Annotated in this window: 17 protein-coding genes, 1 tRNA gene and 1 pseudogene; 12 read left to right on the top strand and 7 right to left on the bottom strand. The window is 56.2% G+C overall.

The annotated features are described in order from the left end of the window. On the top strand, positions 1-435 hold the full coding sequence (locus OYW20_RS22345; protein ID WP_268798069.1) for a pilin: 435 nt from the start codon (positions 1-3) through the stop codon (positions 433-435). Positions 436-505: 70 nt separating this feature from the next. Further along, positions 506-581, top strand: a tRNA-Thr gene (locus OYW20_RS22340). A 231-nt stretch (positions 582-812) separates the two neighbouring features. Here the strand turns inward: OYW20_RS22340 and nadC are convergent. Further along, positions 813-1661, bottom strand: coding sequence for a carboxylating nicotinate-nucleotide diphosphorylase (nadC, locus tag OYW20_RS22335; RefSeq protein ID WP_268798068.1), 849 nt, complete (start codon positions 1659-1661; stop codon positions 813-815). Between the two features lie 371 nt (positions 1662-2032). Between nadC and OYW20_RS22330 the strand changes: the two genes are divergently transcribed. The 5 genes from OYW20_RS22330 (at position 2033) to OYW20_RS22310 (ending at position 9815) form a co-directional block, all read left to right on the top strand. After that, positions 2033-4279 (top strand): DUF1631 domain-containing protein, encoded by a 2247-nt coding sequence (locus tag OYW20_RS22330; protein ID WP_268798067.1) that lies wholly within the window; start codon positions 2033-2035, stop codon positions 4277-4279. A 142-nt stretch (positions 4280-4421) separates the two neighbouring features. Further along, the gene (gene ampD / locus OYW20_RS22325; protein ID WP_268798066.1) at positions 4422-4988 is read left to right on the top strand and encodes a 1,6-anhydro-N-acetylmuramyl-L-alanine amidase AmpD; all 567 of its coding nucleotides are present in this window, start codon (positions 4422-4424) and stop codon (positions 4986-4988) included. Further along, positions 4985-5821, top strand: a complete 837-nt coding sequence (gene ampE, locus OYW20_RS22320; protein WP_268798065.1) for a regulatory signaling modulator protein AmpE — start codon at positions 4985-4987, stop codon at positions 5819-5821. The genes ampD and ampE overlap by 4 nt, the downstream gene beginning before the upstream one ends. 302 nt (positions 5822-6123) lie before the next feature. Further along, a complete protein-coding gene (gene potE / locus OYW20_RS22315) occupies positions 6124-7533 on the top strand; it encodes a putrescine-ornithine antiporter (protein WP_268798064.1) in 1410 nt (469 codons plus the stop codon). After that, positions 7530-9815: an Orn/Lys/Arg family decarboxylase gene (locus OYW20_RS22310; RefSeq protein WP_268798063.1), complete on the top strand. Its 2286-nt coding sequence runs from the start codon at positions 7530-7532 to the stop codon at positions 9813-9815. Before potE ends, OYW20_RS22310 begins: the two co-directional genes overlap by 4 nt. 399 nt (positions 9816-10214) lie before the next feature. Here OYW20_RS22310 and OYW20_RS22305 read toward each other — a convergent pair whose 3' ends face one another. The 4 genes from OYW20_RS22305 to OYW20_RS22290 form a co-directional block, all read right to left on the bottom strand. Beyond that, on the bottom strand, positions 10215-10487 hold the full coding sequence (locus OYW20_RS22305; protein ID WP_268798062.1) for a hypothetical protein: 273 nt from the start codon (positions 10485-10487) through the stop codon (positions 10215-10217). Positions 10488-10583: 96 nt separating this feature from the next. After that, positions 10584-10865, bottom strand: coding sequence for a hypothetical protein (locus OYW20_RS22300; protein WP_268798061.1), 282 nt, complete (start codon positions 10863-10865; stop codon positions 10584-10586). 66 nt (positions 10866-10931) lie between these two features. Beyond that, positions 10932-11069, bottom strand: coding sequence for a hypothetical protein (locus OYW20_RS22295; RefSeq protein WP_268798060.1), 138 nt, complete (start codon positions 11067-11069; stop codon positions 10932-10934). Positions 11070-11263: 194 nt separating this feature from the next. Then, positions 11264-12445 carry a sugar transporter gene (locus tag OYW20_RS22290; protein ID WP_268798059.1) on the bottom strand — a complete coding sequence of 394 codons (1182 nt, stop codon included), beginning with the start codon at positions 12443-12445 and terminating at the stop codon, positions 11264-11266. A 402-nt stretch (positions 12446-12847) separates the two neighbouring features. Between OYW20_RS22290 and OYW20_RS22285 the strand changes: the two genes are divergently transcribed. After that, the gene (locus OYW20_RS22285; protein WP_268798058.1) at positions 12848-14425 is read left to right on the top strand and encodes a sensor domain-containing diguanylate cyclase; all 1578 of its coding nucleotides are present in this window, start codon (positions 12848-12850) and stop codon (positions 14423-14425) included. A gap of 115 nt (positions 14426-14540) precedes the next feature. Here OYW20_RS22285 and OYW20_RS22280 read toward each other — a convergent pair whose 3' ends face one another. Further along, on the bottom strand, positions 14541-16199 hold the full coding sequence (locus OYW20_RS22280; protein WP_268798057.1) for a putative bifunctional diguanylate cyclase/phosphodiesterase: 1659 nt from the start codon (positions 16197-16199) through the stop codon (positions 14541-14543). Positions 16200-16353: 154 nt separating this feature from the next. Here OYW20_RS22280 and OYW20_RS22275 point away from each other — a divergent pair, with 154 nt between their 5' ends. Continuing rightward, on the top strand, positions 16354-17865 hold the full coding sequence (locus OYW20_RS22275; protein ID WP_268798056.1) for an IS3 family transposase: 1512 nt from the start codon (positions 16354-16356) through the stop codon (positions 17863-17865). 281 nt (positions 17866-18146) lie between these two features. Here the strand turns inward: OYW20_RS22275 and OYW20_RS22270 are convergent. Next, a pseudogene (locus tag OYW20_RS22270) lies at positions 18147-18326 on the bottom strand (hypothetical protein); the annotation flags it as partial. A 333-nt stretch (positions 18327-18659) separates the two neighbouring features. On the opposite strand from OYW20_RS22270, the gene OYW20_RS22265 reads away from it, so the two are divergent. The 3 genes from OYW20_RS22265 to OYW20_RS22255 all read left to right on the top strand — a co-directional run bounded on the left by OYW20_RS22265 (position 18660) and on the right by OYW20_RS22255 (position 21723). Then, positions 18660-19292 carry a LysE family translocator gene (locus tag OYW20_RS22265; RefSeq protein ID WP_268798055.1) on the top strand — a complete coding sequence of 211 codons (633 nt, stop codon included), beginning with the start codon at positions 18660-18662 and terminating at the stop codon, positions 19290-19292. Positions 19293-19735: 443 nt separating this feature from the next. Further along, the gene (locus tag OYW20_RS22260) at positions 19736-21103 is read left to right on the top strand and encodes a DUF6861 domain-containing protein (protein ID WP_268798054.1); all 1368 of its coding nucleotides are present in this window, start codon (positions 19736-19738) and stop codon (positions 21101-21103) included. An 11-nt stretch (positions 21104-21114) separates the two neighbouring features. Next, complete coding sequence (locus tag OYW20_RS22255; protein WP_122358475.1) at positions 21115-21723, top strand: GAD-like domain-containing protein; 609 nt, start codon at positions 21115-21117, stop codon at positions 21721-21723. The last annotated feature ends 8 nt before the right edge of the window (positions 21724-21731 follow it).

Raw genomic sequence — 21731 nt, 5'->3', positions numbered from 1 at the left:
ATGAATCTACAGAAAGGCTTCACCCTTATTGAATTGATGATCGTTGTTGCGATTATCGGTATTTTGGCTGCGGTTGCTATTCCGGCTTACACCACCTACACGCTCAAAGCCAAAGTTTCTGAGGCGGCAGCCGTTTCGGCGCCTTCACAACAGGCTCTGGCTCTTGCGTTTAACGAAGGTTCGCTCTCCTCCACTACGACTAACGCCACACTCGGCCTGCCTGCTGCAACGGCTATTACTAGCAGATATGTGACGTCGGTTACGACAGCGGGTACTTCGGCCACAGCAGGTACGGTTACTGTAGTAATGCAGGGTACTAACTCAGCTGATATCGACACCAAGACGATTATTTACACGATGGGTTGCGTTGCTGGCGCTCAATGCACCTGGACTGTGGGCGGTACGGTTACTGGAACTTATTTGCCTAAGTTCTAATAGGCCAACGATCGGGTTGTACTCTTAAGTAATTTAGAAGTCTCTTGGAGTCTGCTTATTCCGCCTCCTAGCCGAAATAGCTCAGTCGGTAGAGCAGCGCACTCGTAACGCGAAGGTCGTAGGTTCGATTCCTATTTTCGGCACCAGAAACACGAAAAGCCCGGTCCAAGAGACCGGGCTTTTTCGTTTTGCTGCGTTTGTGTCTGACCGACTCGAACTCTGTAGGGACCAGCTTGTTGGCCAGGCGGGCAATGCTGCGTTTCCTCCGAATCGCCCCGCGAATAAATTCGCGTCTACAGGCTGGCGTCGGGGCGCGGTGAATCACCTGCGTCCGTCAATGCATTCGCCCGCCAACTTGCGCGGTCGTTCGGACTGTTTTAAATGCTCAACCGCATCGACAAATCCACGGCCTTTACATCTTTCGTCAGCGTTCCGATGGAGATGTAATCCACGCCGGTTTCGGCGATGGTGCGCAGGGTGGTTTCGTTGATCCCGCCGCTGGCTTCGAGCTTGGCGCGGCCTGCGGTCAAGCGGACGGCTTCGCGCATGTCGTCCAGGCTTAATTCGTCGAGCATGATGATGTCGGCGCCAGCGTCCAGGGCTTGCTTGAGTTCGCTCAGGCTTTCGACTTCAACCTCCACCGGTTTGCCGGGCGCAATTTTGTGTGCAGCGTTGATTGCTTCGGCGATGCCCCCGCACGCGGCGATGTGGTTTTCCTTTATAAGGAAGGCGTCGTGCAAACCGATGCGATGGTTGTGGCAGCCACCGCAGGTGACGGCGTATTTCTGTGCCAGGCGCAAGCCCGGGAGGGTTTTGCGGGTGTCGAGCAGGTGGACCTGAGTGTCGGCAACCATGTCGGCGTAATGTTGAGCGCGGGTGGCAACGCCTGACAGCAACTGCAGAAAGTTCAGCGCGCTGCGTTCGCCGGTGAGCAACGAGCGTGCAGGGCCTTCGAGGTGAAACAGCGACTGATTGGGCTTGACCCGGTTGCCATCACTGACTTGCCAATGCACGGCAACCCGCGGGTCGAGTTGTCGAAACACGGCATCCACCCAAGAGGTGCCAGCAATAACCGCCTCGTCGCGGGAAATCACCGTCGCGGTGGCCAGACGCTCGGCTGGAATAAGTTGAGCGGTGATGTCGCCAGTGCCGACATCCTCAAGCAATGCGCGGCGCACGTTGGCTTCGATTTCTGCTGTCAGCGCGGCAAGACGAAGATTAGGCATATCGGGCTCCACTTACTAAGTGCCGCGATTATAGGGCAGGCGCTGCTACCAACCCACCTGCTCCGGGGCCTTCATATGATTGGATTGACGACTGTTGGTCGGTTTTTTCACCGTTCATGCGATGGAACGCATTTTTTGCGGTCTATCGCAGGATATGTAGCTTCGTCCATCCTATAGTCCATGAGGGGCGAAGTGTGCGCTGGCGAGCGGGCACGTTTTAAAAGATACTTGCCTTGCATTTGACGTCATAGCTTTGACGTGTTGCCTGTTTATCCTAAGGAACTTCGAGATCACCTCACAACTGGCGCCGCGAGCGCGTTTTGTGTCTGGGTGGTAGTTGTTGCGTGTGCAGTTGTAGAGCGGAGGCCTTGATGCAGAATGACGTTAAAGTAGTGTCCATGAACAAAGCGGTCCCCGATCAGACCGGTGCGTCGCCTGTGGCACGGCTGCCTGTTGTTCTCCTTCAAGTACGTGATAAAGCGGCTCAACAGCTTAAAGAGAGCCTGCAGACGCTATTCGATAACGCGGACGACACGCTGTTTGAGATGGCCGACCGCGCTCACAACAACGCCGAACAAAATATCTTCTTCGAAGCCATGCGTGACCTGCGCTTGAAGCGAAAGAGCATCGAGCGCAATTTCCTCGATAGATTCTTCGAATCCTTTTTGCGTCTTGGCCAATACCATATTGTCGAACCTACGCTCGCCGACCCCGTTTCCTTCGACAAATTAGCCTTGGTCCACAACGACGATCTCGAGAGAACCGTCGCAGTGGATGCAATGGTCACGAAAGTCATCAGTCGTGACGGCGTTGCCTTGAGCCAGGTAACGACTCGTCTGAATGAACTGATCCCCCAGCCGTTGACCGATGAATCCAATCCTTTGGGGCCAGCTCGCCTTTGTGATTGTTTTTTGCAGGCGGGCCGCAGCCTTGGCGTTGAGATCAAGGTCAAGCTGATCATCCTCAAGCTGTTCGAAAAGTATGCGTTGAGTAACGCCGACCAGCTTTACGAAGAAGCCAACCAGCTGTTGATTGCAGCCGGTGTGTTGCCTGAATTGAAGGTGTTGCCGTCGCGCCGGTCCACGGATCGTTCGACCTCATCTTCATCGCGCTACACCGACGCCCACCGCGCCGAAAGCGCTGCGCTGGTCCAGGCCACCGAAAGCCTGGACCGAAGCGTGCAAGAAGTGTTCGGCGCTCTGCAGGACCTGTTGGTTCATGTGCGCGGCAGCCTGACCCCGCGCAAAGAGGGCAGCGGCGAAGCGCGGCCTATCTCGAGTTCCGACCTGCTGCGACTGCTGTCGCACCTGCAGCAATATGTACCCAATACCGATGCACCGGACGACTCCGATCTGCGCACTCAGCTTGAGCACTTGATCAATCGCGTCAGCGTCAAAAGCGGCAAATTCCGCGTCGTGGGTGCGATGGATGAGGACGTGATCAACCTGATCACCATGCTGTTCGAATTCATCCTCGACGACCGTAATCTGCCGAGCTCGCTGAGGGCGCTGATTGGTCGCCTCCAAATCCCGATGCTGAAAATTGCCGTTATCGATAAAAGCTTTTTCAGCCGTGGCAGCCATCCGGCGCGCCGTCTGCTCAATGAGATTGCCTCGGCAGCGTTGGGCTGGGGCGGGCGTGACGACACGCAGCGTGACTCGCTCTACTCGCGTATCGATCAGATCGTTCAGCGTCTGTTGCACGACTTTGTCGATGACCCGCAGATATTTACCGAACTGCTGGTGGATTTTCTTGCGTTCACCGGCGACGAGCGCCGTCGAAGCGAGCTGCTGGAACAGCGCACGCGTGATGCCGAAGAAGGACGCGCGCTGGCAGAGATGGCGCGCCAATGCGTGCAGCAAGCGTTGAACGAACGCCTGCTGGGCAGGACATTGCCGGAAGTGGTGGTGCGTCTGCTTCAGGAAGCCTGGAGCAAAGTGCTGTTGCTGACCTGCCTCAAGCACGGTTACGAGTCTAGCGAGTGGCAGGCTGGCCTGATGGCGATGGACGACCTCATCTGGAGCGTCGAGCCACATGATGATGCCGACGCGCGGCAGCGGCTGCTGGATCTGGTGCCGGGCCTGTTGAAGTCCTTGCGTGACGGGCTGAGCAGCGCGGCATTCGATCCATTCGCGACCGGCGATTTCTTCAGTCAGCTGGAAGCGCTGCACGTCCAGGCGTTCCATCACGTAACCCGGGCCGCTGATGAAGGCGCTGTGCCGTCAGCCCCTGACGCGCTGGACAGCACGTCTATGATGGCGGTGGTCGAAGAGATTGTGTTGATAGCGCCAGGGGAGCAAATCCTCAGCGAGCCTACCTTGCAGTTGCCGGCCGATGACCCGGGATTGCTGCAGGTCGACACACTGCGTCTGGGTTGTTGGGTTGAGATTCAGGAAGACGAAGAACACAAGCTGCGCTGCAAGCTGGCGGCAATCGTCGAGCCGAGCGGGCGTTACGTGTTCGTTAACCGCACCGGTATGAAGGTCCTGGAGAAAACCCGAATGGGGCTCGCGGTCGAGTTTCGTCGTGGATCGATCCGGGTGCTGGACGACGCCTTGCTGTTTGATCGCGCCCTGGATTCGGTGCTGGGGAATTTGCGCAAGCTCAAGGGGCCGTGAGTTGATTACTTGCGCCACTGCCGATCCAGCGCGAACCTTCTAACGCGCTCGATCCATTTATCAAACGGATGATTCCCGTCCCACAATCCCTCCTATCGCGGGCATACTGGCCGCTGTCGATTTACCCGTTCAAGGAACATTCATGCGATTGGACTCCGCCACGGGCTGGTGCCACGGCGCGCATCATTGCCCCTCGCCCAATTTCAACAGTCGGCCCGACGCCGAAATTTCGTTGCTGGTGATCCACAACATTAGCCTTCCGCCGGCACAATTCAAAACCGGCAAGGTCCAGGCGTTCTTTCAGAACACGCTGGATGTCACAGAGCATCCCTACTTTGAAAGCATCGCCGAGCTGCGGGTGTCAGCGCATTTTCTGATTGAGCGCGATGGCGACATTACCCAGTTTGTCTCCTGCCTCGACCGCGCCTGGCATGCCGGTGTTTCGATTTTCGAGGGGCGCGAGACCTGCAACGATTTTTCCGTCGGGATCGAGCTGGAAGGCACCGACGACCAGCCCTTTACCGATGCTCAATATGCCGCGCTGATTGAGCTGACAACCCAACTTCTGAACGCTTACCCGATGATCACCTCGCACCGTATTTGCGGTCACAGTGACATTGCGCCGGGACGCAAGACCGATCCGGGTCCATGCTTTGACTGGGCGCGGTTTCGGTCAGCTTTGAAGGTTGAAATGAGGAGTGAGCAATGAGTTTTCTGGTGTTGCTGTTGGCCGTGTGGATCGAGAAGTTTTCGGCACTGCGCCAGCGTGTCCAGCGCGACGGGCCTTGGTTGCGGCAGTTAGGCAGGCTTGAGTCCAACCCGCGTACGGCCAGGCGGCCCTGGATGATATTGGCAGGGATGGTGTTGCTGCCGGTGCTGGTCCTCGCGCTGGTACTGCTGGTTTTGGGCTCGGTGGCCTATGGCTGGCTCGCGCTGCCGATCCATTTGCTGGTGCTGATTTACAGCTTGGGCCGAGGTGATGTTAAGGCCGACCTTGGGCCTTTTCGCGATGCATGCCGTCGAGGTGATCAAGAGGCTGCCGTGCTGGTTGCAGAACGTGATCTCGGGGTAGAGGCGGACAACAGCGAGCAACTGTTGCAGGGCGTGCAGAGCTATTTGCTGTGGCAGATATACCAGAGCTTTTTTGCGGTGATCTTCTGGTATTTCTTGCTGGGGCCGGTTGCAGCGCTCAGCTATCGCCTGCTGGCATTGGCGGCCGAACATGGCAAGACGCCTGCGCTGATGGAGCGTGCTGCCCAACTGCGCCACGCGTTCGACTGGATCCCTGTGCGCCTCTTGGCTGCCAGCTTTGCATTGGTCGGCAACTTCGTGGCCGTCAGCCGGGTGATGCTGCATGAGCTGCTCAACTGGAACATCAGCGCAGCAAGGCTCATTACCAATGTTGGCTGCGTAGCGGGCGAAGTACCGGCGCCAGCCATGGGCGTCGAGGGCGTCAGCAGCCTTGATGTGCTGTGGGAATTACTGATCCGCGCAGCCATTGTCTGGTACGCAAGTTTCGCGCTGTGGACGTTATTGGTGTGAAGCACCTGAGTGCCTAAAGCGATCAAACGTAAAGTGCACGAAATCGCTGGACTATTCGCACTGCCATTGATCCTGGTCAATGGCAGTAGTTTTTTCAGCGATAAACTGATGCGATGAAAAACTCTTGCTGTAATTTCCCCGCTGCTACGAATCCCTCCGAATGGGTGATTGCATCACTCTTCAAGTTATTCCTTCTCCGAAGGTGGCGTTTGGCTGGTTATTAGTTAACCGGCCATTTCGCGCTAAAACTCGGTCTTTTGCTATAGCTCACACTCTCTCACGTCATTGAACGGGGCAACCGAATGTCAGCTGTAAAGAAAATGAGCGTGGGGCAACTGACAATGTTGACGGCCGTCAACATGTTGGGCTCAGGCATTGTGTTATTGCCGTCCAAACTCGCCGAAGTTGGCGCTATTTCAATTCTTTCCTGGATCATCACGGCCACTGGCTCACTGGCGCTGGCCTACGCATTTGCGCGCTGCGGGATGCTCAGTCGAAAGACCGGCGGCATGGGGGGTTATGCCGAATATACGTTCGGCAAGGGCGGTAACTACATCACCAACTACACCTACGGCGTGTCTTTATTAATCGCCAATGTGGCGATCAGTATTACCGCGGTGGGTTATATCCAGGTGCTGCTTAACGTGCAGTTGGGCTCCATTCAAGTGGGGATGGCAACCATCGCCTTGTTGTGGCTGACCACGTTCGCCAACTTTGGCGGGGCAAGCATCACCGGCAAGATCGGCGCGATTACCGTGTGGGGCGTGATCGCGCCGGTATTGGTGGTCTCGACGATTGGCTGGTTCTGGTTCGACAGCAGCGTGTACGCAGCCGGCTGGAATCCCCACGGCAAAGGCTGGTTTGAGGCTGCCGGGGCGTCCGTTGCCATTACGCTTTGGGCATTTTTGGGCCTTGAGTCGGCCTGCGCCAACACCGATGCCGTGGAAAATCCGGAGAAGAACGTGCCCATCGCCGTGCTCGGCGGCACGTTGGGTGCGGCGGTGATTTACATCGTGTCGACCAACGTCATTGCGGGCATCGTCAGCAACCCGGAACTGGTCGCGTCCACCGCACCATTCGGGCTGGTCTTCGCCAAAATGTTCAACCCGATGGTTGGCAGCGTGGTCATGGCGTTAATGGTGCTGGCCTGTGTGGGTTCGTTGCTGGGCTGGCAGTTCACCATTGCGCAGGTATTCAAAAGCTCTGCCGATACGGGGTATTTCCTGCCGATCTTTGCCAAAGCCAACAAGGCCGGTACGCCGATTATCGGCATGTTGATCCTGTTGGCGGGGCAAACGCTGCTGGGGGTTCTGACCATCAGCCCCGACTTGAGCAAGCAGTTCGACATGCTGGTGAACCTGGCGGTGGTGACTAATCTGGTGCCGTACATCCTGTCCATGGCGGCTGTCATGACGATGCAAAAAGTCTCCAATGTGCCGGCCGGCAAGGCGCTGGCGACCAACATCATTGCCTGGATCGCGGCAGCCTACAGCTACCTGGCGCTTTACAGTTCCGGTGAGCAGGCGCTGATGCTAGGCGGCGTCGCGACCATTTTTGGCTACACGCTATTTGGCTTCGTCAACAATCGGCTGATTCGTCTCGAAGCTCTCAACAACAGCGTGCCTGTGCAAACGGTCAGCGCGCGGCATATCGAAGGCGAGCCGGTGCCGGTCAACAGCCTCAATCTGACCACTCTGGAGTCTCGACCATGACGGAAAACAGACATTCACTCGGCATGCTGGCGTTGTTGGTCAGCAGCCCGCCGGACAAGCGCACGGTGTTCGGGCGTGCATTGAATCAATTGATCAGCGATGTGGAAGAGCGCTCCATCAGCGTGCTGGTGTCCGAAAGCCTGAGCGATGCGACGTCGATCCTGCATTCCGATCCGGCCATTCAATGTGTGCTGTTGAGTTGGGAAATAGACAAGAGCGAGGGGCACGAGCAGTGCATCAAGCTGCTGACCAATCTTCGCGAGCGCAATACACGCGTGCCGGTGTTTTTGATCAGTGACCGCAGCACCGCGTCGACCATTCCGCTGGTGGTCATGCAGCACGCCGATGACTTCATCTGGCTGCCTGAAGACACCAGTCGCTTCCTCAGCGGGCGCATCATGGCGGCCATCGAGCGCTATCGTCAGGCCGTTCTGCCGCCGATGTTCGGCGCGTTGCTCAAGTTTGCGCGCTCGTACGAATACTCCTGGCACACGCCGGGTCATGCGGGCGGCACGGCGTTTCTGAAAAGCACGGCGGGCAGGGCGTTCTACGAGTTTTTCGGGGAAAACCTGCTGCGTTCGGACCTGTCGATTTCGGTAAGTGAGCTGGGATCGCTGCTTGATCACAGCGGCCCCATTGGTCAGGGCGAACGCTACGCGGCTAAAGTGTTTGGCGCGCATCGCACCTATTACGTCACCAATGGCTCATCCACGTCCAATCGCGTCATCCTGATGGCCAGCGTCACGCGCAATCAGATCGCTCTGTGCGACCGTAATTGCCACAAGTCCGCCGAGCATGCGATGACGCTGTCGGGCGCGATTCCCACGTATCTGGTCCCGACCCGCAATCGGTTCGGCATCATCGGCCCGATCCTGCCGCAAACTCTGAGCGCAGAGGCCGTTAAAGCTGCCATCGCCAGCAACCCGCTGGTGACAGCAGACATTGATCCGACGCCGATTCACGCCATCGTCACTAACTCGACCTATGACGGCCTGACCTACAACGTCACGCGGGTGGAGGAGTTGCTTGGGCAGAGCGTGGACCGGCTGCATTTCGACGAAGCCTGGTATGGCTACGCGCGGTTCAATCCGCTGTACAAGGATCGCTTTGCAATGCACGGCAGCCCGGATGATCACGACGAGTCGCGGCCCACTGTGTTCGCCACGCAATCGACTCACAAGCTGCTGGCAGCGCTGTCTCAGGCGTCGATGATCCATGTGCGAAACGGGCGTAATCCGATCCCCCACGGGCGCTTTAATGAGTCGTTCATGATGCACGCATCGACGTCGCCCAATTACGCGATTATGGCCTCGTGTGATGTCAGCTCGGCGATGATGGAGGCGCCCAGCGGGCAGATTCTGACCACTGAATCCATCGAGGAGGCCGTCGCGTTTCGGCAAGTCATCTCGCGCATGCAGAGCGAAATGCTCAACCACGACGACTGGTTTTTCTCGTGCTGGCAGCCGCCGTCGGTGCAGATCGACGGGCTCGCGGTGCCGTTCCATCACGTTGACCCGGTGACGCTCAAGACCGACCCCAATTGCTGGGTCTTGCACCCGAACGAGGTGTGGCACGGCTTTGGGAATATCGAAGAGGGCTACTGCATGCTCGACCCGATCAAGGTGTCGGTGCTGAGCCCCGGTATGGGCGACGATGGCAACCTGCTCGACTTCGGTATTCCGGCGTGTGTGGTGAGTGCGTACCTGGCGCGGCAGGGAATCGTGGTCGAGAAAACGACGGACTTCACGATCCTGTTCCTGTTCTCGATCGGCATCACCAAAGGCAAATGGGGCACGCTGGTCAACGCGTTGCTCGATTTCAAACGCGATTACGACAATAACCTCGAGCTTGAGCTGTGCCTGCCGGATCTGTTGACGGCCAACCAGCAACGCTACAGCGGCATGGGGTTGAAAGACCTCGCACAAGACATCTTTGCGGCAATGAAGAAAAACAAGACGACGTCGACCATGGCCAAGGCGTTCGGCACGTTGCCCAAGGCTGAGTTCAGCCCGGTGGAGGCTTACGAGAAACTGGTTAAAAACGAGGTGGAGCAGGTCACGCTCGAACAGGCTGCCGGGCGTATTGTCGCAACCGGTATCGTGCCGTATCCGCCCGGGATTCCGTTGCTGATGCCTGGGGAAAACGCCGGCCCCGCCGATGGGCCATTGCTCGCGTACCTGAGTGCGCTGGAGAACTTCGACAAAGCATTCCCCGGCTTCACCCACGACACCCATGGCATCGAAAGCGAGGCGGGGGTTTATCGGCTGTTGGTATTGAAGTGAATGCCCTGCTCGACGTCTGTAAGCATGAATTCATTGGCGTGGCGGCGGGGCTGGCTCAACCCTGACGACCTCTCGCCAACAAGTTGGCTCCTACAGAATTGGCGTGCGACCTGTAGACGCGAATTCATTCGCGTGGCGGCGGTTCTGTTTCAACCGGGACGACGTCTCGCCAACAAGTTGGCTCCTACAGAATTGGCCTGCTGCCTGTAGACGCGAATTCATTCGCGTGGCGGCGGGGCTGGCTCAACCCTGACGACGTCTCGCCAACAAGTTGGCTCCTACAGAATTGGCGTGCGATCTGTAGACGCGAATTCATTCGCGTGGCGTTGGGCTGATTCCACGCTGAGACCCATTTGCCAATAACTTGGGTCCTGCAAAAGTGGCGATCGCTTAGGGGGGCTAATTGCTCTGGATTTTTTGCAGCGCTTGCTGCGTCAGTGACACGCACTCTCGGGCGCCGTCGTCGTTGTGGCGGGCGCGGGCCGATTCGGCTCGATGGACAGTGGTGTCGACGTCGCTTTTAACCGCCTCACTCAACCCGGGGTTGGCAACTTTGGCGTCTCGGACTTTGCTCAGGTTCATCTGGCACTGAGTGTCGTCGTCATTGGCGAAGGCGGACGGTGGCAGTAGCGCGGCGGTCAGGAGAAGGCCAGCGAGCAGGGCATGTTTCATTGTTGTTTTCCGAATGAAAGAGTGACGGATCGCCGGTGTGGGCCGACGTGCAATCAAACAGCGGATTCAACAATTTCGCCAGCCAAATATCTGAATTTATCTGCTGTCGCTCGCTTGCGTGAAACGCATTGGTTGCCGAGCAGGCATTTCGTTTTCAACGTCCAGCCTGTGCGAGATCAAAACGTCATTCAGAAACCGAAACGGGTCCGTCAGCCCAACGACTTCATTGCTGAAGTGACGGGTGGCGGCGGACATCAGGAGAGAATCAAAACGATCATCGCTGATCAACGACTGCGTTTTGCGGGCGACGACATGTTGTGAGTAGTAGTTATTGCCAAACGCAGGGAATCTCACGTGCAACGTCACTTCTCGGGTCATGTCGGGCGCTCCGCAACGCAGTGAATGCTGATAACAAGGTGCTGATGAGTGTCAGCTACTTGGCCGTTAACTGGCCGGTGCCATTACACGATTTTCATTTTCGCTGGCGGCTACAGGAGCCACTGCCAGATCGAAAAACCTGAGGGCAACGACGTAAGTGGTAAACGCCGTCAGTGCCAGGCAAGTCAGCAGATGAATCAACATGTTCCAGCCCTCAGTTCGTACTTGGGTGTGGGGCGATGGTACGCCCATGGATTTTCAGCGGAAGCCATCAACTCCAATGGTGAATATCAACAGGATTAATGGTGGCCGCGATGATGAGGTCTGTTGAATGCCGGACACAAAAAAGGCGCTGAGCATGAGCTGGCAGCGCCTTTTTCGGGGATTGCTTCAATCAATCAGGCGCGCAGCGTCTCGCCAAAACGGTAAGTCGCCAGGCAGCACAGCAACAGTCCACCGACTGCCAGCAGCCCGCCGACCAGGCCGATATTGGCGATGCCCAACTGGCTGATCACCAGGCTGCCCAGCAATGCGCCGCCGCCGATGCCGATGTTGTAGATGCCCGAGTGCAACGCCATCGCCACGTCGGTTGCATCGGGCGCCAACGCCAGAACCTTGGACTGCATCACCAGCCCGAAGCACATGATGGCGATCCCCCAGACGATGCTCAACGTGCCGAGCCAGGACGCTTTGCCAGCCAGTGGCAGCAACAGCAGCAGGCTCAGTGACAGCGCCGCTATAGACGTAATCAACAGCCCTTTGGGGAAGCGGTTGTTGTAACGGCTGAACACGAAAGAACCGAGGATGCCGGCGCCGCCGAACAGCAAGAGCAGCACGGTGGTCATTTCGCCGTTCATGTGAGCGACGGACTGTGCGAACGGTTCGATGTAGCTGTAGGCCGTGAACTGAGCCGTGACTACCAGCGCCGTCAGCAGGTACAGCGTCATCAATGCCGGGCGCTTGAACAGAATCGGCAAGCTGCGCAGCGATCCTGAGTTCTGGCTCGGCAGCAGCGGCAGCGACTTCAGCAAGCACAGTACGGTGAAGCCCGCAGCGCCGGCGATTGCCAGGAACGTCATGCGCCAGCCCAACGCTTCGCCCAGGATTCGTCCCAGTGGAATGCCGAGCACCATCGCCAGCGCAGTGCCAGTCGACAGCAAACCCAAGGCCTGCACTTGCTTGCCCTCGGGCGCTACCCGCACCGCCAGCGATGCAGTGATCGACCAGAACACCGCATGCGCGAACGCAATACCAATCCGGCTGACCAACAGCATGCTGAAACTCGTCGCCAGACTGGACATCACGTGGCTGGCGATAAATACCACGAACACAAACATCAGCAACTTGCGCCGCTCGACGTTACGCGTCATCAGCATCATGGGCAGCGAAGTCAGCGACACGACCCAGGCATAGACCGTCAACATCAAACCCACTTGCGCCGTCGACATGTCAAAGCTGTGGCCGATGGCGCTCAGCAGGCCGACCGGGACAAACTCGGTGGTGTTGAAGATAAACGCTGCGAGCGCCAGGGCGATAACGCTTAGCCAGCTTCCGGTGCGGGCATCCAGGGTGCTATTCATTTAAAGACGTATGAACCTCGTATAAATATCGACGGCAGCTGACACGCCCAACCCTCAAATGACCCGCACGCAAAAATGCCGCCTGAGGCCGAAGCCTTGGCAGTGCATGAGGTGAGCAAAATATTATGAGTATGGGGAGGTGTAGCCTGATGCCGAGAAGTCTACGCCGCTGTTAACGTTGTCACAACACGCCGCTCTAGCACGGGCCTAACAGGTGACGAGTGGTGAGAGGGCAAAAAGCCGGCTTGTCTGGCCGGCCTGGGGTTGTGTCCTGCACTGCGCAACGTGGGCTTGCTGCTCCGAGAGCCCTGCGCAGCAAACCTCTGCAGATTGCCAGGCAGAATCGGCTGGAAGGTACGGAAACTGCATAGCTCGTCTCACCGCCATTTTGATGACAATCCCATGAAGTCTCTTTCCTTTATGTCGACGAGGCTTACAGCTTCATCGCTCACCAAAGCGCTGATTTGCTTCATTGCTTTGGTCTGTCTATCGCTGATTTTGGCTACTGCCTGGCAGATGAAGCAATCCAGGGATGAGCGCCTCGCTACCGCCAGGATTGAGGTGTCCAACATCGTGCTTGCCGCTGAGCAGCAAGCTCAAGACACTGTAAGACAGGCTGATAATACGTTGCGCGATCTCGTTGAGCGCGTGGAACACGACGGTACCGCAGGTGAGCAGCAAAGCCGATTAACGAAGCTGATGGCTCAAGCCGTGGTGAACGTACAAGGGATCCAGGGGCTCTTCATCTACGATGCTCAAGGTAATTGGGTTGCCAATTCCTTTTCCAGCGGCGTGCAGTTGCAAAGCAACGACGACCGCGCGTACTTCGCCTATCACCGCGATAACACTGATGAATCCATCCACGTCGGTTCCATTGTGGAAAGCCGGAATACGGGAGACATGATCATCCCGATCAGCAGGCGCATCAATGCTGCTGATGGCAGTTTCGCAGGCATTGCCCTGGCTACGGTGCCCGTGGCTTATTTTCAGGACTTTTTTGAGCGCATGGATGTAGACGACAAGGGCGTTATCTTCCTCGCACTGAACAATGGCGACCTGCTGGCTCGGCGACCTACGTTAACCGCACTGATGACGACCAATGTGGCCAAGGGTGATATTTTCACTCGCTATCTGCCATTCAGTGATAGCGGTACTGCCGTCATCAACTCTATGGTGGATGGCGTAGAAAGAATCTATGCCTATCGGCGGGTGTCCGGATTGCCCATCGTCGCCGCCGCTGGCGTCTCCTGCCAGCATGTGTTCGCTCCCTGGTGGGCCTATGCGTATCGATCCACGGCTCTGACCGGCATCATTATTCTGGCCTTGGTTTTACTGGGCATCCTGTTGTATCGGCAGATCAAGCAGTTGATCACTGCAGAAGGTGAACTGAACATTACTCGAAACGAGCTGGAGATCATCGCTCAGACCGACAGCTTGACGCATCTGCCCAATCGACGTTGCTTTGATGCTGCCTTGCAGCGGGAGTGGGGGCGAGCAAGCCGTAATCACTCAACTATCGCCATTATTTTGTTGGATATTGACTGGTTCAAGCAATACAACGACAACTACGGCCATCTGCGGGGTGACGACTGCCTGAGGCAGGTCGCGGGGCTCATCGGCAACAGTGTCAAGCGAGCTGGTGATGTGGCGGCACGCTATGGCGGTGAGGAGTTTGTCATTCTGCTGCCGGAGACGGATTTGGCCGGTGCGCTGAGCGTTGCCGAAAAGCTCAAATCATCCATTGTGGACAGCCCTATAGAACACTCAGCCAGCCCGCTGGGCAAACTGACGATCAGCTCGGGTGTGGTAGTGATCAACGCACCCGAGAAGGACCGGTATACCGCGGCTCTGGAAGAAGCAGATCGGCTCCTTTACTTCGCTAAAACCAAAGGTCGCAACCGCGTCGAGGGACGATTGATTCAGGGTTGGGATGGCGCGGATGATCGTTCCAGCGTTTCACCGGTACTCTCTGGTGCTTGAGAGTGACAGGGGTCTGCAGCTCGGAATGGACATCCCGGATTTGCCCATTCGTATCGGAACGCCTGGGTCAAAGCCATCCGCTACTTGGCGAGCAACTGCACCCAATTAACGCTATCTAGCGTTGATTGGCAGTGTGCTCATGCAGCAGGTGGCCCGCTGCTTCGCCAGACGAGTCAGCACGCTCTTCAGATGCCCTTAATTGCCCGGCAGTCAGATCCGTCGCCATCAGCGCTGTCACCTTTGCAGCCGGTAGGGCTCGCCCAAATAAGTAACCTTGCGCAAAGTCGCATTGATGTTTGGCCAGCCAATCGGCCAGTTGCTCATGCTCCACACCCTCAGCAGTGATTTGCATGCGCAGGCTCTTGCCCAGCGCGAGAATGGCTTTGACCATTTCGTTCTGATTATCCAGCGATGTGTCGAAGAAAGACCGGTCAATCTTGATCTTGTCGATAGCCAGCTGAGTCAGATGATACAGCCCCGAATAACCCGTACCAAAGTCGTCCAGAGATACAGTGACGCCCATTGCACGCAGGCGTTCCAGATTCAATCTCGCACTTCCCACGTTGGCTACGAGGGCATTTTCAGTCACTTCTACCTCCAAATGACTCAGCGGGAAGTTGCCCCTACGGGCCAGATCCTCCAGCCATTCCGGAAACTCGTTGCTCTCGATCATTGATGAAGTGACGTTGACCGCCAGCGTCAGGGTGTTTGGCCACTCTCGCGCCTCGGTGAAGGCCTGGAGCAAAAGGCTTTCAGTGAGCAGCTTGATCAGGCCTAACTGTTCGGTGAGTGGTATGAAGTCCTGAGGCATGACAATGCCGCGTTCGGGGTGTACCCATCGGGCCAGTAGCTCGAACCCTTCCAATCGTTGCTCCGGGAGACTAACGATGGGTTGGTAAAACGGCTGGATCTGCCGTTCTTCAATGGCTTGCCTTAGCTCCTGCTCGAAGCGCATTTGTTCGCGCTGCTCCTGCTCAAAGCTGGCTTCATAGAAGTTAAATGCAGCGCGCCCGAAGTTTTTACCGCGGTACATGGCGCTGTCAGCTCGCTGCAACAAGGTTTCGGCAGCAGTGCCATCCAGAGGCGACACGGCAATACCCAAAGTTGCGCTTAAAGACAGGCCTGGCAAACCTATGTCCGCACGGGCAATTTTAATCAGGACTTCCTCCGCCAGCGTCGCTAACTCAAGGTGTGTGAAATCACCGGTGACAGCAAACGTAAACTCATCCCCCCCCAACCTTGCTACCGCCCCCTGCCAGCCAGCAGTTGCCTTGCGAAGCGTGTCAGCGACAGCACATATGGCGACGTCGCCAGCAGCGTGGCCGTGTATGTCGTTGATATTTTTGAACTTGTCCAGATCGAGCAGGAATACCGCCGTTTTTACCCCAGGCTGTTCCAGGCGCGAAACCAGTTGCTCGTGAAACACCCTGCGGTTCAGCAGGCCAGATAGAGGATCATGGCGTGCCAGCGAGTCGCTATGCGCCTGGGCCACAATGAGGTTGTTGTAGCTAAGGTGCAGACGGTTTACCAGTCGCTTCAACAGAATGAAAGGCACAACCATCGCCAAGACGGCAAAACCTGTCGACGTCAGGACAAAACGCCAGCGCTCAGCGGTTTCGAAGTCGCCGTCATAGGGTAATTCCAACAACTGCATGGCGACAGACTCGAGCTTGAATTCCCAAGCAATGGCCAGCAGGAAGATGGAAAACAGGTAGAACCCCAGCAAGGCGTAGAGATTTTTTCGCACTAGCTGCGGATCGCGAATGAGTGTCATGGAGGCGCGCGCTCTTGGGGCCACCAGTAGTGCGGCCATGCCATAGTTATCGGTCGTTAGGCGCAGGTCTTGACCCGAGCCCCCGGTGTCAGGATAGTTGTCGCCTCTCCGGTTTTTCCTAAAAAAGTATATCGGGGGCGGAAAGAGACTGGTCGTGCCGTACTATTCACCTGAACGCAGAGCCGCATTACTCAAGATGCTGCTTCACCCGCTGAACCTGTCGATGGCCGAGGTTTCCCGGCGCGAAGGGGTCAGCGAAATGTCTTTGTCCAACTGGCGCAAACAGCTCAGTTCTGAAGGAAGTGCAGTGTCCGAAAACAAGTCGCTGACCGAGAACTGGTCAGCCGAAACCAAGTTTGCTGTCGTGCTTGAAGCCGCCGGTTTGTCCGAGATCGACCTGGGTGAATACTGCCGCCGCAAAGGCCTTTATCCCGAGCAAATCACGGCTTGGCGACAAGCCTTCATCACCGGCCAGAAATCGGAAAAGGCCCTGCAAAAAGAAGAACGAGACCAGGCGCGCAAAGACAAGAAACGCATCCAGGAACTTGAGCGCGAACTGCGCCGCAAAGACAAGGCGCTCGCTGAAACAGCCGCGTTATTGGTGCTGCGAAAAAAGCTCAACGACTACGGGGAACGACCGACGACGAGGCCAACTAACGTCTCTGCCAGAGCGGCAGTTACTCGTGGCCTGGCTGGGCGAAGCGGTCGCGGCGGGAGCCAGAAAAATCAGGGCCTGTCGGGAAGTTGGTCTGTCGCTGCGCACCTTGCAACGGTGGACTCAAACAGACGCTATCCAGACCGACGCCCGTACGACGGTCACACGGCCAACGCCACGAAATGCGCTGACCGAGCAGAGCGACAGGCCATTGTGACGCTGTGTAACAGCCCGCAGTATGCCCACTTGCCGCCAAGCCAGATCGTGCCGCGACTGGCCGACCAAGCCTGTTATCTGGCGTCGGAGTCGACGTTTTATCGCGTCTTGCGCGCAGCGGGCCAGCAGCAACATCGAGGCCGTAGCCTGCGGCCCAGAAGACACGCAGCACCGACAACACACGCAGCCAACGCACCCAATCAGGTGTGGTCGTGGGACATCACGTATCTGCCGTCGCCGGTACGCGGCAAGTATTACTACCTCTATCTGATCGAGGATATTTACAGCCGCAAGGCCGTGGGCTGGGAGGTCTACGACGTGGAGAGCGGCGAGAAAGCCGCCGCACTGCTGCAACGCAGCGTGATAGGCGAGCAGTGTTTACGCGAACCGCTGGTGCTGCACTCGGACAACGGTGCACCGATGAAGTCGGTGACACTGCTGAGCAAAATGTACGACCTGGGCATCACCCCGTCACGTGGCCGACCGCGTGTCAGCAACGACAATCCCTACTCGGAGTCGCTGTTTAGAACCCTGAAATACTGCCCGCAATGGCCGCAGGATGGTTTTGCCAGTTTGGATGCTGCTCGGGCTTGGGTGAGGGGTTTATGCGCTGGTACAACAACGAGCACCGACATAGCCGCATCCGGTTCGTCACACCGGCTGAGCGGCATCGAGGACTGGATCATCAGGTCTTGGCCCAGCGACATGAGCTGTACGAACGAGCGAAGGAAAACAAACCGGAGCGTTGGTCAGGTCGGACGCGTAACTGGAAGCCGATTGGCACCGTGCTGCTGAATCCGGATCGAGAGCAACAGGTCGAGAAAAGAGCGGCATAGTTAGACGGTGACGCGACAACTACCTTGAAAAACGCCGCGAGTTACAACTTAAAGTCAGTTATTCATGGCTGCTTATCCGATGCGCCGGCTTTTATCCAAATGACTGATAAGTCCATTTAAATAAAGCTATCAGAGGGATTATTTTTAGCTGGCTATCCAACCTGCGGTTTTAAAATACGAACATCACCAACGTTATAAATCTCTTGCCGACGCATTGGCTGATAACGCGCTTTGTCGTCTTTAATCAAACCTAAACAACTGCCGAATCAAACGCGGCATGCTTCCCGTCCAGCGTTTGAAGGACCGCCGGAAGTTGGCCGCGTCTTTGAAACTCGGGTACTCGGCCACTTCTTCATTGCTCAAGCCCTTGATATGGTGCAGGTACAGCGCCACATGCTTGCGCGCCAGGTCGTGCTGGGCCGGGGGCGCGTCAGAAACTCTCGGGGGATTCGCATCATGTCCAGTTGCCTTGCGAACTGCGTGTTCCCCCAGAGTGACCCAATGTAGAAATAGGCGTGACGTTCATCCAGCAGTAACCGAGGGCTTAGCCGCGGGCACAGCAGCGCGCTTGTGGATCAGGGTTTGCGTAAGCGTCTGGCAATAACGTCTTGCGGGCCGGTTCACTTCTTGTCAGCACTTGGCGAACACACCTTTCTGATGTCAAGGTCAGAGTGACACCTCCTCAAAGGGAGTGCCGTCTCGTAAAATGCGGTATCTCGCACACACGGCCTCGCCCCCAAGGAATGGACTTTAATGATCGATATCTCCGTAGCAGTACTTTTCGCAGGTGCTTGCCTTGCGCTTACGCTGACTCCAGGCCCAGATATGCTATTGATTGCTTCCCGGAGCATGAGCCAAGGAAGGGCGTCGGGTTTCGTGTCGCTGGCAGGCATCCAGGTAGGCACCTACTGTCACGCACTAGCTGCGGCCTTGGGACTATCACAATTGTTGATCAATATCCCCACTGCATACGACGTCGTCCGGTTCGTGGGTGCTGCTTATCTAGCATTTCTTGCCTGGAAAGCATTTACATCCACTGCATTGCCGCTGAAGGCCAATGGAACCCTTGCATCTACGCCTCTGCTGCGTATTTTCCGGCAAGGTCTGGTGACCAATCTGCTAAACCCAAAAATGGCACTCTTTGTCTTAGCGCTATTTCCACAATTCGTTGACCCCTCGAAAGGTTCGATGGTCGTTCAGATGCTGCTATTCGCGACCATCTTGAACGTCATTGGCTTGCTCGTGAACGGATCTGTGATTTTGTTGGCGAGTAAGGTTGGAAGCAAGCTGGCTACAAATGCCCAGATTGCCAAGCGCCTTAATCAAGTTCTTGGCGCGGTGTTCATAGGGTTGGCTTGCCGCTTGGCATTTATATCCGGGAGATGAGATTCCAGAGGCGCGGGACATGGTGAGCGTCCGCCCAAAACACCTTGCGTAATTAAACGGGCGTCCACTTGTGTGGCTACAACTCGGCAATCTGACTCGCCCGCTGCGTAGGCAGGCGATTGAGGACATCCTTTAAGTACGCATAGTTGCCGGGTCTTGTGCGCCAGCCCCGCGACCGATTGCTCAAGTTCCAGCGCCATGACTCTGGACTGACTCTCTGTATGCGTCTGGCGAAGTCATCTAGTAGGTAAATTTTTAGACGTCCGACGTGAGTATCCTGACTCTGCGTCGCACTGCCTGAACCACAGGGGAGCGGGAATCTTTTGGCACGAGCCTTTCGACTGCCGCTACCTTCAAGGTTTTGACCCCTTGAAATCACTTTTGACATAACATGGCACAAAGTTTAGCTTTCCAAATTCTCCCCCAGAACGCAGGAGCGATGAATGCCTTTATGGACAAGGATCCCCAGTTGGCTCGATATCGAGGCTTATGCCGAACGCCTATTTAGTAAGCGCGGCATAGGGGAACGCGAAAGGGGCATGAATCCTCTCAGCCCACCCAGCTCCATAAATGTACCTAGTATCGATCTGATTTATCGCCGGGTCAGATGTGTCCGCCGAGCTTGTGATCTGGGCGAAAAAGAGGCCGCCAACAGCATCCTGAAGCGCTTTTCTGACCTTGATATTCGAAGCATCCTTGATGAGATGATTAGCGCAGTGGTCGACATGGCCATGATCATTATCGGCAGTGCGTTAACTGGCGCTACGATAGGTGGAGGGATCGGATTACTTGCTGGCGGCATCGGCGCGTTCCCAGGCGCGACGGCAGGAGCACTGGTCGGAGTGCAAGCGGGAACTTGGATTCTTGGAGTACTGGGGCTGGCCTCGATTGCTGAATTCTTCACAGAAGGCCTTAAGCCGATAGCTACGGGCTACATTCGTGGGGTTTCCACCGCTTGGAACGGCCCTCGAGAGCGAACCGGCAATCCGTTGAGTTCCTTTTCCGATGACAGCATGGCAGCACAACAAGGTGCGTGGGATATTGCACGCTCCCATGAGGCCGTAGTGATTCTCCTGCTAAGCGCTATCGTTGCTTATCTGACGCGAGGCCGTGGAAACGCAAGGGTGCTCGCAACCGAAATGCGAGGCAGCGAGCGAGGTGCAAAGCTTGGCCAGTGGATGCTCAAGCACGAAGAAGCATTGAAAAAACACCCTGACCTACAAACGGCAGAGCCTCGCAGAGGCGCACTTGGGCCGCAGGAACCACCACCGAACAGTCCATCTGGAAAAGACAAAGAGCCGCCCAAGGGCAAGCCAAATACTATGCCGCGCCATGACGTCGAATGCTTCAAGGCAGACAAGATGCCGGCCTCTAAAGTCGGAGAGTTCGAGCGGCAATTGAAGGGGCAGGAGGACGGGCTGAATCGGCTGACGGTTGATGAGTATTTAGAGAATATCGCCAATCCGGCGAAGCGTAGCCAAACGGCTGCCCGACGGGCTCGAAAACATTTACAAGCCAGCTTGCAAACACGATTTCAAAGGGAATATTCGAAAACGCTAGGCCCCGTAGCTGCGAAAGCAGAGAGTGTGAAAAAAGCCAAGGAAACGATGTCGAACCTTGCAGGACTACACAACCCTGATCTGAGCGCTGGCGGGAAAGATATCATCGCCGATTTCGGTGACCGACAAGTCAACTCCAGCATAGGCCCTCAGTGGGGGCCAAAAATTAAAAATTTGAAAAAGGCCGTGGAGGCAGTGCCAGCAACTTTACGTGGTGACACCTATCTCAATGTAAAGCTGCATAAATGTTAAGGGGAAAAGCTATGGATGAAGTATTTTCAATTTTTTTACAAACCTTTGGCGGGCCTGTTGATCGGCAGGAAGTACCAACGTCAAGTATTGAACTCTATAGAGGTAAGCTACCCAATAAGTTGTTGGAATACTGGGTCGAACACGGCTGGTGCGGTTACGGTGAGGGAATTTTCTGGATAGTTAACCCGCAAGAATACGAAGGGGTGGTAGCGTCATGGATTGAAGGGACCAAATTTGAAAAGCGCGATACCTACCACCTGATTGCCCGCAGCGCATTTGGTGACCTGTACCTATGGGGCGAAAAAACAGGATTTTCACTTAAAATCACTAGCTGTATTTCTCGGTGTGTCATTCATGACTTTGAAATTACTAGTGATGAGATGGATAGAGAGCTACAAAACTTTCTTCTATCTACAGAAGTTGAGTATAACGATTTCGATGACTTGTTCACACCGGCGAAGAAAAAGCTCGGCACGTTGCGCCATGATGAAATGTATGGTTTTGTTCCAGCGTTAATGCTTGGCGGGTCGGCATCTGTTGATCATGTTGAGAAACTAAAAACAGTGGAGCATTTAATCCTGCTGTCCCAGCTTGCAGAGCTTGAGCCATATAACTTTTAAGGCATGCA

Source organism: Pseudomonas sp. BSw22131 (assembly GCF_026810445.1).
Classification (GTDB): Bacteria; Pseudomonadota; Gammaproteobacteria; order Pseudomonadales; family Pseudomonadaceae; genus Aquipseudomonas; species Aquipseudomonas huanghezhanensis.
The sequence above is the reverse complement of the archived record's forward strand: the minus strand, read 5'-3'. Positions and strand labels throughout refer to the sequence as shown.